A 15,131-nucleotide genomic window follows, 5' to 3' on the forward strand; every position below is an offset into this window, starting at 1 on the left:
CATTTCCACCGTTCCCCCCCGCCAGTACCCACTTGCCCCGCCCGGAGAACCGGACGGGGCCTTCTTTTAGCGCGTTGCCGCTAATTGGTTGGCGGCGCCGGCCGGATCGGCCGAGAGGTATCCAGCGGCCCCTGTATAGGTGCTGCATTGTTGCCGGCGCGGTTCTGCCCAGTGCTATTCTGATCTGCCGGTGCGCGGCTGGGGCCCGGTTGCTGGTCGCTTGAGGCACGGCTGGGATCGCGATATTCCGGCATGGCGTTCAGCGTCTCGCGGCTGACATCTGTCTTCACCACGAGATCGCTGCCCTGGCTGCTGAAGCGCAAACGCTCAAATGGCAACACGACCTTGCGTTCGCCCATCCCCAGCACGCCGCCCATCGCAACGACAACGGCATTGACGCGACCGTCGGTCGTGACCAGCACCTCATCGACGTCACCAAGCTTGTCGTTCACGGAATTCACGACATCAGCGCCGATCAGGCGTGCGCCCTTCACTTCCGCCGTTCCCGTGCCCGGGATCGGGACGATCGTATCTGACTTCGTTTTCGATTTTCCGGCATCCTGCGCCACGGCGAACCCAGACAGCGCCAGCAGCAAAGCGACGGCGGAAACAGCAGCGAGATTGCGTTTCATGGCATCCTCTTTCGTCTGTTTTCCCAGTCTTTAGATATAGGGCGCACGGCTCCGCCCGCCGTGGGATCAGGCCGATAATGCTGCAATATAGCTGTGATACTGAGCCGTTTAGCGGAACCCGAACGCAAAGCCTCGCTAGGCCGCGCGATCGTCCTCATGCGCCAGCACAACGTCGAGAAACGCCTGGCCGAACCGCTCCAGCTTGGCTTGGCCAATACCGTGAATGTCGGTCAGGCGATACAGGCTGGTCGGGCGTTTCGCGGCCAGCTCCAGCAAAGTGCGATCGGAAAAAATCACATAGGCCGGCTGCTGCAACTCGGCGGCAAGCTGGCGCCGCAGATTCTTCAGCGCCGACAGAAGACGCTGATCGGAGGGTTGCAGCGCAGTCTCCGCCATCGACGATCCGCTGCGCCGGCTGCGGTCGCGCTTTGCTGACAGGGATTCCTGCCGCATCTCGACTTTGCTCTGACCGCGTAGGACCAGGCGTCCGGCATCGGTGATGAACCAGCCGCCATGGCCCGCGATATCCAGCTCGATCAGACCGGCGCCATAAAGCTGGCGGAAGATCGAGCGCCAGCTGTTGGCATCGCGATCCTTGCCGACACCGAAGGTCGGCAGGCGATCATGCTCGCTGCGCAGAATGGCGTCGGTGGTGTTGCCCAGCAGGATCTGCACCAGATGCTCGGTGCCATACCGCTGGCCGGTGCGCATCATGGCCGAGAGTGCCTTCTGTGCTTCTGTGGTGCCATCGAACCGCGCCACGCCGTCCTGGCAGAGATCGCAATGGCCGCAGGGTTCGGAGCTTTCGCCGAAATAGGCCAGCAGCGTCTGGCGACGACAGCGCGGCGACTCACACAGCGCGATCAATGCATTAAAGCGCTGGCGCTCAATGCGCTTGCGTTCGTCCGAGGCCTCACCTTCCTCGATCTGCAGCCGGCGCAGACGCATGTCATCGAGGCCGTAGAGCGTCATGGTCTCGGCCGGCAGGCCATCGCGACCGGCGCGGCCGATTTCCTGATAATAGGCCTCCACATTGCGTGGCATGTCGGCATGGCAGACAAATCGCACATCCGGCTTGTCGATCCCCATGCCAAACGCCACGGTCGCCACCATCACCACACCGTCTTCACGCAGGAAAGTATCCTGGTTGGCATCGCGCAGGCGTTGCTCCATGCCGGCATGGTAGGCCAGCGCGGTATGGCCCATGGCATTGAGCCCGGCGGCCAGATCTTCCGTGCGCTTGCGCGAAGAACAGTAAACGATGCCGCTCATGCCCCGGCGTGCGGCGATAAAGTCGCCGATCTGCTTTTTCGCGCTCGCCTTGGGCAGCATCATCAGATGCAGGTTCGGACGGTCGAAGCTGCGAATGAAGGTGCGCGGAGACGTCGCGAACAGCTTCTGCACGATATCGGCGCGGGTCGGCGCATCGGCCGTGGCCGTCAGCGCGATGGTGGTGATGTCGCCCAGCTCGGCCCGAATCTGCCCGAGCGCAAGGTATTCAGGCCGGAAATCATGCCCCCATTGCGACACGCAATGCGCCTCGTCAATCGCCAGCAGGTTGGCGCCGGAGCGCTTCAGCAATGCCACCGTGTCGGACCGCACCAGCCGTTCCGGCGCGACATAGAGCAATCGCAATGTGCCTTCGCGCAAGTCGCGATAGACGCGCTGGTTCTCGGCCTCGTCATTGGCCGAGTTCAGACTCGCGGCATTGACGCCAAAGCCCTGCAACTGCCGCACCTGATCGCGCATCAGTGCAATCAGCGGCGACACCACCACAGTGAGACCGTTACTCAGGATCGCCGGCAATTGGTAGCAGAGCGACTTGCCGCTGCCGGTCGGCATCACGGCCAGCACATCCTCGCCCTCCAGCAGCACCTGCACGATTTCGGCCTGCCCGGCGCGAAAGCGCTCGAAGCCGAAAACCCTGTGCAGTGTCGATTCTGCCGCGTCTAGAGAGGACGATCCCATGTCACCTGCTGTGCGACGGCACCGATTCGCCGCCTGCACCACCGGCATAGCAAAGCAGGGGACGAGCCGCGAGGCCTACCGCGCCCGCCTGTGCAGGATTGGTGGTTTATCGCCGCACAGCGTCGAGATCGTTCCACACCTTCTGGTCGACCAGTAGGCCGCCGCGCACCGTGAACCGGTCGATGAAGCGGATGCCGGAAAAAGCCGAACCGTCCGGCCACACGCCTTCCAGCGTGCCGAAACAGTAGACCACGGCGCTTTCCATGCCCGGCACGGTGTCGAAACGCTCATAGGCCTTGCCGATCCGCTGGTAGCGCGGCCGGGCCCAGTCGATCAGTTCCTCGAGCTTCGCGAAACTCGCGCCGCCCGGAAAGGTCATGGCGAAATCCGCTGCCAGCATGGTTTTGGCGGCCGCGAGGTCGCGACGTTCCATGGCACCGAGGAAATCGCGCACGATCTGTTCCGGTGCTGGTGGCGGAGCCTTCGGGTTTTTTCGCTGGTTGCCGCGCCGGTAATTGCTCTGCTTCACTTCCTCGATCGCGATGGTAATACCGTCCGGAATGGCTTCCAGCACCGTGCGGGTCACTGCGCTGTAGCCTTCGAGCAGACGATCGCGTACCGCCTCGTCGTAGCCTTCGATCAGTGTCACGCGGATCACCGGCATGTCAGCCTCCGTGTTTGATAAGCGTGGCAGCGGTACGTCCGGCTTTGGCGCCCAGTACGGTGGCCATCAGCAGACCATTGCCCGAAAGGTATCCATCGCGCCCCTGCCCCGAGAGGCCGCAGGCCGCACCGCCACCGGCGAGAAGATTCGGCAGTGGCGCGCCGTTCGCACGCAGCACACGGGCATCGCTGTCGACCCGCAGGCCGCCCTGCGTGTGGAACAGCGCGCCGGTCACTTTCACAGCATAGAAAGCACCTGCCAGTGCCGGCTTGCCGGTGAAATCACGACCGAACCGGTCACTGCCCCGTCCCGCAGCCAGTTGCTGCGTCTCGGCCAGTGTCGCGGCCAGCGTCGCTGCCGGCAGGCCGCAGAGTTCGGCGAGCGCCCCGATACTGTCGGCCGAGCGGATCGCGCCAGCCTTCAGTGCCTCGCGGTAGTCCTCGAATTCAAGGCCGAGCTTGTGCAGGCGTTCGTCATAGATATTCCAGGCGATGGCTCCGGGCTGGGCAATGACGCGCATCGCCTGTTCGGAATAGCCGTCATGCTCGCAGGAAAATCGCTCGGCCTTCGCGTTGACCTGAAAGCCGCCTTCCATCATCAGCGCCCAGGAAATCAGGATGGCATGCGGCATCGCCAGCGAGCCATGGCCCTGATAGGCGCCGAGATGCCGTGTCGCTGCCCCGAGTTGCTCACCCCAGAGCAGCGCGTCGCCACGATTGCCGGTATGGCCGTAGTACATCGCGCCTTTCAGCTCGGGGATATGGCGCGCCAGGAGTTCGGCATTGCCGCCGAAGCCCGAACAGGCCAGCACCAGCGCTGTGCAGCCGATGCGTTCCGCGGCACCATCAGGCCGCTGCAGTTCGACGCCGCGCACGCGACCATCGGGATCGGCAAACAATGTCGTGACCGAAGCATTGCAGACGATATCGATGCCGGCAGTGTTGGCCGCGGCCAGAAGACCGGCCACCAGATCGGCACCGCTGCGCGAAGCCGGCGCATGCATGCGCGGCTGGCTGTGGCCGGGATAGAGAAAACCTTCGACAAGCCTCAGCGGCACGTGATGCTGCTGCACCAGCCAGTCAATCACAGGCCCGGAGGCAGCGCAGATGGCATCCACCATGACCGGATCGTTCTCGCCATGCGCCTTGGCCTGGATATCGGCCGAGAAGATGGCTGGCATATCGGTGACGCCACGCGTTTTCTGCAGGGCCGTACCGGCGCCTGGAATCATGCCAGACGACATCGCCGTCGAGCCGCTGGGCGAGGCATCGCGCTCCAGCACCAGCACATCAGCGCCAGCGTCGTGCGCTGCCAGCGCGGCAACCAGCCCGCAGGCGCCACCGCCGATCACCAGCACCGGCACGTCGAGCGGGAAGTCGATCCCCGCAGCCGGCAGGACCCTGCTCATGCGGCCTGGATCAGTTTCACGGCTTCGGCGCAGGTCAGTTTCGGCGCCACGGTACCGAGCGAAGCAATGCTGGCTTCATGGGCCTCGCGGCTGAAGGCAGCACAGCCATCGGTCAGTAGCATGGCATGAATGTCGCGCACATGAGCATCGCGCAGCGTGCTGGCGACGCCGCCATTGGTGACGATGCCGCCGATCAGCAGCGTCTCGATGCCCACCTTGCGCAGCACGAATTCCAGCCGTGTCATATAGAAGGCCGAATAGGCCACCTTCTCGATCACGAAATCCGCCGGTGCCAGTTCATCGATCAGGCTGTGGCCCCAGCCGCCGGGCTGGAAATCGCCCTTACGCAGGAATGGCCGCAGTTGCTGCAGATGCGGACTGATCAACGGCTCACCGCCACGCCCTGGCACCAGGGTAAACTGCGTCGAGATGATCAAACCGCCGGCCGACCGCATCGTGTCTGTCACCGACTTCATATTGGCGATCAGCGCGGTAGTCCCCGGCAGGCTGGCGCCGCCCCGCGCATAGGCGCCTTTTTCGTGCAGGAAATCATTCTGCAGATCGACGATCAGCAGCGCGGTGCGCTTGAGATCCAGCTGGGTTGCGCTCATCAGGCTTTCCGCCTCACGATCAGGTTGCCGAATTTGTCGACCTCGCCGACCAGATCGGCTTCGATCAGGATCGTCGTGTCGGGCTGTTCCAGAATGGCCGGACCGGGAACCACCGCGCCCAGCGGCAGTTCCAGCCGGCGGAAGATGCCGGCCTCGTGCCAGGCGCCATCGATCCAGACTTTCCGGGTTGTCCGCTTCGCGGCCTCAACCGAGCCTTCAGACGGCGGTGCCAGCAGCGCGAGATCGAATTTTTTGCGCCGGCCGATGACGGCGACCCGCAGGTTCAGCACCCGGATGCCGATATTCTCCAGCACACGGCCAAAGGCTGCGGCATAAGCCGCCTCAAAGGCCGTCTTGATGCCAGCACGTGACAGTTTTGCCGGCTGGGTGAAATCACCCGGCAGCGGCACGGCCACGGTATGGGTCTGACCGAGATAGGACATGTCGAGCTCGACCGAGATCGTGCGGCCCTCGAAAGCGATACCAGCCTGATCCAGCAGACGCAGGCCCTCGCCGGCGGCCTCGGCAATCGCGGTGTCCAGAACGGACGGATCGGTATCGTCCAGCGTCTTGTTCACCGTACGCACGAAGTCATGCCGCATGTCGGCAATCACGCAGCCGAGCGCCGACGTGACGCCTGGAAAGCGCGGCACCAGCGCCGAGGCCAGGCCGACTTCCTTGATGAGCGCGCCGACATGCAGCGCGCCGCCACCGCCAAACGGCATGGCGGCGAAATCGCGCGGATTGTGGCCGCGCTCAATAGAAACCAGGCGGATGGCGCCGGCCATGCGTGAATTCGCCACCTTGATGATGGCTTCGGCCGCCGCCATGACATCAAGGCCGAGCGGCTCGGCAATGTGTTCCGCGATGGCGGCCTTCGCGGCCTCGACATCGAGCCGCTTGAGCTTGCCACCAATCGGGCGTTCGGCATCGATACGGCCCATCACCACATTGGCGTCGGTCACGGTCGGCCGGTCGTTGCCCAGACCATAGGCCACCGGGCCGGGATCGGAGCCGGCGCTTTCCGGGCCGATCTGCAGGATGCCACCACGGTCGATCCAGGCGATCGAACCACCGCCAGCGCCGATGGTGGTGATCTCGACCATAGGCGCGCGCACCACCATGCCGAAATCGATGGCGGTCTGTGCGCTCATGGCCGGTGCGCCATCAGCGATCAGCGACACGTCGAAACTGGTGCCGCCCATGTCGCAGGTCACGACATTGGGGAATCCGGCCGCCACCGCGATATGCTGACAGGCGATCACGCCGGCAGCGGGACCGGACAAAGCCGTGCGCACCGGCCGGCTCGCGGCGCTGTCTACGCTCATCACGCCGCCGTTGGACTGCACGATCAGCAGCTGGCCTGCGAAACCGTCGCCCTGCAGGCGGCTTTCCAGCTTGCGCAGATAGCTGCCGACCGGCGGCTGCAGATAGGCATTCAGCGCCGCCGTGGAGGTGCGCTCGAATTCACGAATTTCGGGCAGGATATCGGAAGATGCGGTCACATAAGCATTCGGCCAGACGTCTTTCACTGCCGCCAGCGCCACGCGCTCGTTGCCCGGGTTGGCATAGGCGTTGATGAAAACCACGGCGACCGCTTCGGCACCGCGCGCCAGCAACTCGCGTGCGGCCTGCTTCACCTCTTCGGCATCAACGGTTTCCCGAATGCTGCCATCGGCCAGCACGCGCTCAGCAACTTCCAGCCGCAGATCGCGCGGCACCACCGGCGTGAACTGGCCCCAGAGGCCCCAGGTGGTCGGCCGGTCGCGCCGGCGCATTTCCAGCACATCGCGGAAGCCGCGCGTGGTGATAATGCCGGTCCGCGCACCCTTGCGCTCCAGCAGCGCGTTGGTCCCCACGGTGGTGCCATGCACCACCGTGGCGATCTGCTTCAGCTCGGCCTTGCTGCGCAGGCCCTCGATGAAGCCCGCCGCCTGGTCGCCACGGGTCGACGGCACCTTGGCAACGTCGATGTGGCCATTGGCTTCGTCGAGGAAAAAGACATCCGTGAAGGTGCCGCCGACATCGACGCCCACGGCCAAACGCGGGGCCAGCCGACCTGCCTCAATCTGTTGTGATGTTGGCATCTTTAATAACTTTCTCCCACTTCACCGTTTCGTCGGCAATGAACTTGCCCAGCACACCGGGCGCGCCACCAACAACCTCAAAACTCAGCTCTTCCAGCCGGGTACGGATACCGGCATCGGCCAGAACCGCACTGGTGGCTTTGTTCAGCTTTGCAATGATATCTGGCGGCGTCTTGGCCGGCGCCAGGATGCTGAACCAGGTATAGACTTCGACGCCGTTCACTCCGGCTTCGGCGAAGGTCGGCACATCCGGCAGGGTCTTCAGGCGCTGTCCCGAAGTGACCGCCAGTGGGCGCACACGGCCTTCGCGGATATTGCCCAGCGAGGCTGCCGGCGCCTCGAACAGCGCCTGCACATGACCGGCCAGCAGATCCTGCGAGGCCGGCGCATTGCCGCGATAGGGCACATGCGTGATGTCGATGCCAGCACGGGATTTGAATAATTCACCAGAAAGGTGACTGGTGTTGCCTTTGCCAGCCGAGGCGAAATTCAGCTTGCCCGGCTGCTGCTTGGCCAATGCTACGAATTCGGCAACGGTTTTCGCCGGCACACCGGGATTGACCACCAGCACATTCGGTCCGCGCACCAGCAGCGAGATCGGTGCGAAATCCCTGGCGGGGTCATAGGCAATCTGCTTGGTGAGGAACTGCGCCGTCACCTGGTCAGGCGGCGTGCCCAGCAACAGCGTGTAGCCATCCGGTGCAGCCTTCGTCACGAAACCTGCGCCGATTGTACCGCCAGCACCGGCACGATTTTCGATCACGATGGGCTGGCCAATCTGCTCCGAAATCTTGGGCGCAACCAGGCGTGCAACGATATCGGTGGTGCCGCCCGGCGGATACGGCACGACGAGCGTGACCGGTCGTGACGGATAGGCCTGCGCCAGAACTGCCGATGGCAGCAGGGCGAGACTGAACAGGGCGATCAGCAGTTTCTGCATGGCGTTTCCTCTCGCATGTTACGGTACCTGCTTCATGGCGGCAGGTTTTCTATAGTTGCGGGCAACCCCTTCTTCGGTAACGTAACCCAGACGCAGGTCCTCGGTGATGGCCTCCTGCCTGCGCTCGGCCGCCGGGCCGTAGCCGCCGCCACCGGGCGTCTCGAGCCGGATCCGGTCACCCTTCTTCAGCTTGGCGTCATGCAGCTTCGACACCATGGCGGGTTCGGTGGGCTTGCCATCTTTGGGATAGGTGAAACGGTTACGAAGTGCGGCTTGCCCTCCGAGCACACCTGCCGGCGCATATTTGCCGCGCTCGCCGAACAGGAAAAGATCAGCCTCTTCCTCGAGCAGTTCGATCTCGTAGATCGCACCCAGCCCGCCGCGATGTTTGCCGGCGCCGCCACTGTCGGCGCGCAGACTCCATTCGGTGAAGGCCACGGGGTAGGCGGCCTCAAGGATTTCCAGCGGCGGAATCGTCGCCATCGAGATCGGTGCGTTGCCGTGATTGAGGCCGTCTCCATTGGGATGGCCGCCATGACCGCCGCCGAAGAAGCTGAACATCACCCAGCGCCGGCCGTCCTTGCGATGACCGGCCAGCGACAGTGCATTGATCGTGCCATAGGCACAGCCATTGACGCGATCCGGTGCGATCTGCGCAAAGGCTGAGAAGATCACGTCGATCACACGCAGGATCGTCTCGGTATAACCGCCGACCGGCTTGGGCGCGCGCACGCTGATCAGGCTGGTTTCGGGGATGACGAATCTCACCGGCTCCAGTACGCCTGAATTGGCGGGGACATCCGGGAAGATATGCTTGATCGCCACGTAGCAGGCAGCAATGGCGGTTGAGCGCGCGATATTCACCGGGCCGGCGCAGGCCGGCGAGGTGCGGGTGAAATCCAGCGTCAGGCTTTCGCCCTGGATCACGACCTCCAGACCGATGCGCAGTGCCTCGTCACGGATGCCGTCATTGTCGAGGAAGTCTTCCGCGGCATAGCGGCCATCGGGCAGGTCACGGATCAGGCTGCGGAACTGCAGTGCGGCGCGGGCTTTCAACTCGGCCAGCGCCTCGGCCACCGTAGCATCGGTGTATTCGTCCAGCAGGGCATGCAGCCGCTTGGCTCCGAGATCCAGCGCATTCACCTGGCCGTTCATGTCGCCATAGAGACTGTCGGGCAGGCGCGTGTTGGCGCGCAGGATATCCACCACATCCTGTCGCAGCTTGCCCGCCGCGTAGAGTCGCACCGGCGGAATCATCATGCCTTCCTGGAAGCATTCGGTGGCGACCGGGTTGTAGTTGCCCGGTACATTGCCGCCGACATCGTGCCAGTGGCCCACGGAGGCGAGGTAGCAGAAGACCTTGCCGTTGCGGAAAAACGGCCGCACCAGCTTGAAGTCGCTTAAATGCGTGCCGCCATCGTAAGGATCGTTGAAGATATAGACATCGCCGTCGGTGAGATCGCCGTCTTTGGCAGCCTTGTCGATCACGGCTTTGACCGCAAAGGCCATAGCGCCGACAAAGATCGGCAGGCCGGACTTGCCCTGCACCAGCGTTTCGCCAGTGACGGCATGATAGAGGCCGTGGCTGGCGTCATGCGCCTCGGCGATGATCGGGTTGAAGGCCGAGCGGAACAGCGTCGCATCCATCTCGTCGGCGACCTGTTCGAGCCGGCCTTTCAGTACGGCCAGGGTAATTGGATCGATCATGAGCGGCTCTCGTGACGGGAGGGATCGTATTTGCGGCCCTCTTCCAGCAGCTCCGGGGTGCCGATCAGGGCATTGAGCGCCGAGAAATCCAGCATGCGGTCGCGGAATGGCGCCGTGGTGCCATGCTGTTGCAGCGAGGCGAAATAGGCCTGCATGCAATGCGCCAGCGCGCGCGTCAGGCCGCCGGGAAAAATCGCCAGCCGGTAGCCGATCCGGGCCAGTTCGGCCGAGGACAGCAGCGGCGTCTTGCCGCCTTCCACCATATTGGCCATCAGCGGCACGCGATTGCCGAAGCGGCTGATGATGCTGCGCATCTCGTCCACGCTCTGCGGCGCCTCGACGAACAGTACGTCGCAGCCGGCCTCGATATAGCGATCGGCACGCTCCATCGCAGCGGCAATGCCTTCGACCGCGATGGCGTCGGTGCGCGCCACGATCAGCGTGTCTTCCGATTTGCGTGCGTCCAGCGCCGCCTTGATCTTGCCGATCATCTCTCCGGTCGAGACCAGCGTCTTGCCGTCCAGATGGCCGCAACGTTTCGGCGTCGACTGGTCTTCCAGCTGGATGCCGGCGGCGCCGTTGCGCTCGAACAGCTTCACCGTGCGCTGCACGTTCAGGGCATTGCCGAAGCCGGTATCGGCATCGACGATGATCGGCGTCTCGACGCGTTCGCAGATCGCGCCCAGCGTATCGGCCACCTCGCTCATCGAGACAAGCCCAATATCGGAGCGGCCAAACCGTGTATAGGCGATGCTGGCGCCCGAGAGATACAGCGCCTCGAAACCGGCCTGCGTCGCGACCAGCGCGCTCAGGCCATCGTAGACGCCGGGCGCCACGATGATATCGCCGCGATCGAGACGTTCGCGCAGCTCAGTCATGCCTGCGCCTCCTTTGAGCGTTGAATTTTGAGTTTCTTTTCCAGATTTGGCAGCAGGCCGCCATCGGCGATCATCTGCAGTAGATGCGCCGGCAGCGGTTCGCAGGCATACCGTTTACCGGTATCGAGGTCGCGCAGCTCGGCATTCGCCGCATCGACTGACAACACCGCATCGGCGCGGATCTGGCCGGCATCGGCACAGACCAGCGCCAACAGGCCGAGATTGAGTGCGTTGCGATAGAAGATGCCCGCGAAGCCGGGCGCTACCACGGCGCCGACCCCGAGTTCGCGCAGGGCCATCACCGCCTGCTCGCGCGACGACCCCATGCCGAAATTACGGCCGCCGACCACGATATCACCGGGCCTGACCTCTTTGGCGAAACGCGGCTCGACCGCTTCGAGGCAGTGTTTCGCCAGTTCGGCCAGCGGACTTTTCATGTAGAGGCCCGGCGCCAGCACGTCGGTGTCGATATTGTCGCCGAATTTCCAGACCCGGCCGGTCGGTGTCGCGGTCATGCCAGCAACTCCCGGGGATCAACGATATGGCCGGCGACGGCGGTGGCTGCCACGGTATAGGGCGAGCCGAGATAAACTTTCGACGAGCCCGCCCCCATACGGCCTTTGAAGTTACGTGCTGTCGAGGCAATGCAGGTTTCGTTTTCGGCCAGCACGCCCGCACCATAGCCGGCACAGGCACCGCAGCCCGATGACAGCAAGATGGCGCCGGCTTCGGTGAGTGTCGCCAGCGTACCGTCGGCAGCAGCCTCAGCCGTGGTGCGCGCCGAGGCCGGTGCGATCAGCAGCCGTGTGCCGCTGGCCACCTTGCGGCCTTTCAAAACGCTGGCCGCCATGCGCAGATCGTTGATCTTGGCACCGGTGCAGGCACCAATGTATGCCTGCTCAATCACTATCCCGCGATGCTCAGCAACGGCGGCACTGTTGGCCGGGCTGTGCGGCGCCGCTACCATGGGCGACAGCGTGGCGGCATCGAAATCGTGGCGCTCGGCCACTTTGGCATCGGCGTCCGTCTGCCAGCTCGCAATGTCGATCTCGCCCGCCGACACGCCAACCGCCTGCAGGTAGTCGCGTGTTATGGTATCCGGCGCGATCAGGCCGGTCTGCGCGCCGAGCTCTGCCGCCATGTTTGACAGTGTCATGCGTTCCTGCATTGACAGCCCGGCCAGCGTGTCGCCGGCATACTGGATCGCTTGATAACGTCCGCCATCCATGCCGAGTTTGGCGCACATGGCCAGGATCATGTCCTTGGCTGCCACACCGGGGCCGAGCTGGCCGGTCCAGTGCAGCAGGATGGTTTCGGGCACGCGCAGCCAGATCTCGCCAGTGACCAGCACGCCGCACATTTCGGTAGCGCCGACGCCGAACATATAGGTGCCGAAGGCACCGCCGGTGGGTGAATGGCTGTCGCCGCCGACGACAAACAGGCCCGGGCGCAGATGGCCCCGTTCAGGCAGCACGACATGGCAGATACCCTGCATGTCGTGGAATTTGGTCACGCCGGCCGCCTTCACCCATTTGCGGGTGAGATCGAGAATGCCGGCGCTCTCGGCATCCACCGCCGGCACGTAGTGATCGGAAATCACCACCACCTTGTCTGGGTCCCAGAGCTTCGCCTGCAGCCGTTCCAGCATCGGGGCCACGCGGCGCGGCCCGCCGGAATCATGCATCATGGCAAGATCGACTTGGGCGGTGATCACCTCGCCCGGCCGCACCACATCCCGCCCGGCGGCGCGCGCCACCAGTTTCTCAGCCAGGGTCATCGGGGTTTTCTGCGCCATGATCATATCCCCAGATACGAGGCCTTCAGCCCCGGATCGTTCAGCAACTCGGCTGCGAGGCCAGACATCGCAATCACGCCATGCTCCAGCACGAAGGCGCGATGCGCGATGGCCAGCGACTGCACGACATTCTGTTCGACCAGCAGGATCGACAGCCCGTCGCGGTTCAGCGACTGGATCAGGCTGAACATTTCCTCCACCAGCAACGGCGACAGGCCCAGTGAAGGTTCATCCAGCACCAAAAGCTCAGGCTGGGCCATCAGGCCGCGTCCGATGGCCAGCATCTGCTGCTCGCCGCCTGACAGCGTGCCGGCAAGCTGGGTCACACGCTCCTTCAGGCGGGGAAAGATTGTGTAGACCCGTTCGAGATTGAAACTGCGCTGCGCGCGGCCACGGCGGTAACTGCCAAGCTCGAGATTTTCCTGCACCGTCAGATTCGGAAAGACCCGACGGCCTTCCGGCACCTGGATCAGGCCAGCATCGACGATGGCATCCGTGCCCATGCCGGCGATATCGCGGCCCATGAAGCGGATCTGCCCGGCAAACGGTCGATAGATACCGGAGAGATTGTTGTTCAGTGTCGATTTGCCGACGCCATTGGCGCCGAGCAGCGCGACGATCTCGCCCTTGCCGACATCGAGGTCGATACCGCGCAGGACCGCCACTTCGCCATAGCCGGCGTGAAGTCCGCGCACTTCAAGCATGCGGCGCCTCCTGCCCGGTCAGAACCTGGGCCTGGATTTTGGCCTGCTGCATGCGTTCGGCCGCGCCATGGCCGAGATAAGCCTCGATCACCTGCGGGTCGGCAGCGATCTGCGCCGGCGTGCCACTGGCGATCAGGCTGCCGTTGTTCAGCACCCAGGCGTGATCCGACAGGTTCATCACTGCACGCATCACATGCTCAATCAGCAGGATGGTAATGCCCGACTGGCGGATGCCGCGGATGATCGGAATGATTTCATCGATCTCGGCCGGATTAAGCCCCGCCATCACCTCATCCAGCAGCAACAGCCTGGGATCGGTCGCCAGCGCCTTGGCCAGCTCCAACCGCTTGCGGCCGGCGACCGTGAGCGCCGCCGCCGGCTTGTCGAGCTGCGGAGCGAGGCCGACGCGCTGCGCCACAGCTTCGGCATGATCCAGTGCCGTCTTGCGCGCCGCACGATGCAGATAGGCGCCCACGGCGATATTTTCACGGACCGTCAGTCCGGCGAAGGGTTGCACGATCTGGAAAGTACGCGCGATGCCCAGCATGCAGATTCGCTCCGGCGTCAGACCGAGCAACGAACTGCCCTCGAAGCGGATGTCGCCTTCATCGGGTCGGTGGAAGCCTGAAATCTGCGCGAAGATGGTGGTCTTGCCAGCACCATTCGGGCCGATCAGCGCCGAGATACTGCCGGGCTGCACGGTGAAGCTGACATTATTGGTCGCGACCAGACCGCCGAAGCGCTTGGAGAGTTTTGTCACCTCAAGCATGGGTCCCTCCCCGCTTGAAGCGGCGCTGCAGGCCGAAACCGAACCGGCCAAGGCCGAACAAGCCATTGGGCAGGAACAGCACCATCAGCACCAGCAACACGCCATACAGCACCAGATTGAGACCCGGCGCCTCGCCGAAGACCAGCCGACCGATCTCGGCAATTGCATGCAGCGCGAAAGCACCCAGCACCGGACCGAAAACGGTACCCAGACCACCGATGATCGGCACCAGCAGCGCCTCGACCGACATGGACGGGCCGTAAGCAATGCCGGGATCGACATAGAGGAAGAGCTGCACATAGACCGCGCCGGCCGTGCCGGCGATGGCGCCCGACGCGATGATGGCGAGCAGTTTGGTGTTGAAGGGATCGACGCCGAGCGCGCGTGCAGCGTCTTCATTTTCGCGCACCGCCATCAGGCGAGCGCCAAAGCGGGCATTTTGCAGCCACCAGGTGAACAGCAGGCAGGCAACGACCAGGGCCAGCAGCAACCAGAAGAAGCCGGCCTTGGTTTCGAACTGCATCTGCCAGGCGCCGGGCTTCAGCGGCACCAGCAGGCCGACGCCGGCGCCGGTGAAGGCGAAGCTATTGGCGAGGATGCGGAAGACCTCGGCAAAGGCGAGCGTGACCAGGGCGAAGTATGAGCCGCGCAGGCCATAGCGGAAGACCAGCCAGCCAGTGGCGGCGCCGACGAGACCGGCAGCCACCGCAGCCAGCACGAAGCCGGCCCAGGCATTGATGCCAAACTGGATCTGCAGTACCGCCGTGCAATAGGCGCCAGTGCCGAAGAACAGCGCATGGCCGAAGGAGAACTGCCCGCCGTAGCCGCCCAGCAGATTCCAAGCCTGCCCGAGATAGGCATAGAACAGCGCGAGCGTGAGCCAGGTCAGCCAGAATTCCGACCGTATCAGCAGCGGCAGCGGCAGTAGCACCAGCGCGAAAATCAGAATTACCCACGGCGTACGCATG

At 63.9% G+C, this 15,131-nt stretch carries 14 protein-coding genes; all 14 read right to left on the reverse strand.

All coding sequences use genetic code 11. The features are described from left to right. Positions 1-80: 80 nt before the first annotated feature. Positions 81-632: a PRC-barrel domain-containing protein gene (locus FNB15_RS19935; protein ID WP_144258403.1), complete on the reverse strand. Its 552-nt coding sequence runs from the start codon at positions 630-632 to the stop codon at positions 81-83. A 135-nt stretch (positions 633-767) separates the two neighbouring features. After that, entirely contained in the window at positions 768-2,600 is a 1,833-nt protein-coding gene (recQ, locus tag FNB15_RS19940) for a DNA helicase RecQ (RefSeq protein WP_144258404.1), read from the reverse strand. A gap of 106 nt (positions 2,601-2,706) precedes the next feature. Next, the gene (locus FNB15_RS19945) at positions 2,707-3,264 is read right to left on the reverse strand and encodes a nuclear transport factor 2 family protein (protein ID WP_144258405.1); all 558 of its coding nucleotides are present in this window, start codon (positions 3,262-3,264) and stop codon (positions 2,707-2,709) included. Position 3,265: 1 nt separating this feature from the next. Continuing rightward, entirely contained in the window at positions 3,266-4,672 is a 1,407-nt protein-coding gene (locus FNB15_RS19950) for an FAD-dependent oxidoreductase (RefSeq protein WP_144258406.1), read from the reverse strand. After that, on the reverse strand, positions 4,669-5,283 hold the full coding sequence (locus tag FNB15_RS19955; protein ID WP_144258407.1) for a cysteine hydrolase family protein: 615 nt from the start codon (positions 5,281-5,283) through the stop codon (positions 4,669-4,671). The genes FNB15_RS19950 and FNB15_RS19955 overlap by 4 nt, the downstream gene beginning before the upstream one ends. After that, positions 5,283-7,370 (reverse strand): hydantoinase/oxoprolinase family protein, encoded by a 2,088-nt coding sequence (locus tag FNB15_RS19960; RefSeq protein ID WP_144258408.1) that lies wholly within the window; start codon positions 7,368-7,370, stop codon positions 5,283-5,285. Before FNB15_RS19960 ends, FNB15_RS19955 begins: the two co-directional genes overlap by 1 nt. Further along, a complete protein-coding gene (locus FNB15_RS19965) occupies positions 7,348-8,310 on the reverse strand; it encodes a Bug family tripartite tricarboxylate transporter substrate binding protein (RefSeq protein WP_144258409.1) in 963 nt (320 codons plus the stop codon). Before FNB15_RS19965 ends, FNB15_RS19960 begins: the two co-directional genes overlap by 23 nt. Before the next feature lie 18 nt (positions 8,311-8,328). Next, entirely contained in the window at positions 8,329-10,017 is a 1,689-nt protein-coding gene (locus FNB15_RS19970) for a hydantoinase B/oxoprolinase family protein (RefSeq protein WP_144258410.1), read from the reverse strand. Further along, the gene (locus tag FNB15_RS19975) at positions 10,014-10,895 is read right to left on the reverse strand and encodes an isocitrate lyase/PEP mutase family protein (RefSeq protein WP_144258411.1); all 882 of its coding nucleotides are present in this window, start codon (positions 10,893-10,895) and stop codon (positions 10,014-10,016) included. Before FNB15_RS19975 ends, FNB15_RS19970 begins: the two co-directional genes overlap by 4 nt. After that, positions 10,892-11,410, reverse strand: coding sequence for a LeuD/DmdB family oxidoreductase small subunit (locus FNB15_RS19980; protein WP_144258412.1), 519 nt, complete (start codon positions 11,408-11,410; stop codon positions 10,892-10,894). Before FNB15_RS19980 ends, FNB15_RS19975 begins: the two co-directional genes overlap by 4 nt. After that, positions 11,407-12,690 (reverse strand): 3-isopropylmalate dehydratase large subunit, encoded by a 1,284-nt coding sequence (locus FNB15_RS19985; RefSeq protein WP_144258413.1) that lies wholly within the window; start codon positions 12,688-12,690, stop codon positions 11,407-11,409. The genes FNB15_RS19980 and FNB15_RS19985 overlap by 4 nt, the downstream gene beginning before the upstream one ends. Positions 12,691-12,692: 2 nt before the next feature. Further along, the gene (locus FNB15_RS19990) at positions 12,693-13,394 is read right to left on the reverse strand and encodes an ABC transporter ATP-binding protein (protein ID WP_144258414.1); all 702 of its coding nucleotides are present in this window, start codon (positions 13,392-13,394) and stop codon (positions 12,693-12,695) included. Then, positions 13,387-14,163, reverse strand: a complete 777-nt coding sequence (locus tag FNB15_RS19995; protein WP_144258415.1) for an ABC transporter ATP-binding protein — start codon at positions 14,161-14,163, stop codon at positions 13,387-13,389. The genes FNB15_RS19990 and FNB15_RS19995 overlap by 8 nt, the downstream gene beginning before the upstream one ends. Further along, the gene (locus tag FNB15_RS20000; RefSeq protein WP_144258416.1) at positions 14,156-15,130 is read right to left on the reverse strand and encodes a branched-chain amino acid ABC transporter permease; all 975 of its coding nucleotides are present in this window, start codon (positions 15,128-15,130) and stop codon (positions 14,156-14,158) included. Before FNB15_RS20000 ends, FNB15_RS19995 begins: the two co-directional genes overlap by 8 nt. Position 15,131 lies beyond the last annotated feature (1 nt).

It is taken from the genome of Ferrovibrio terrae (assembly GCF_007197755.1).
GTDB lineage: Bacteria > Pseudomonadota > Alphaproteobacteria > Ferrovibrionales > Ferrovibrionaceae > Ferrovibrio > Ferrovibrio terrae.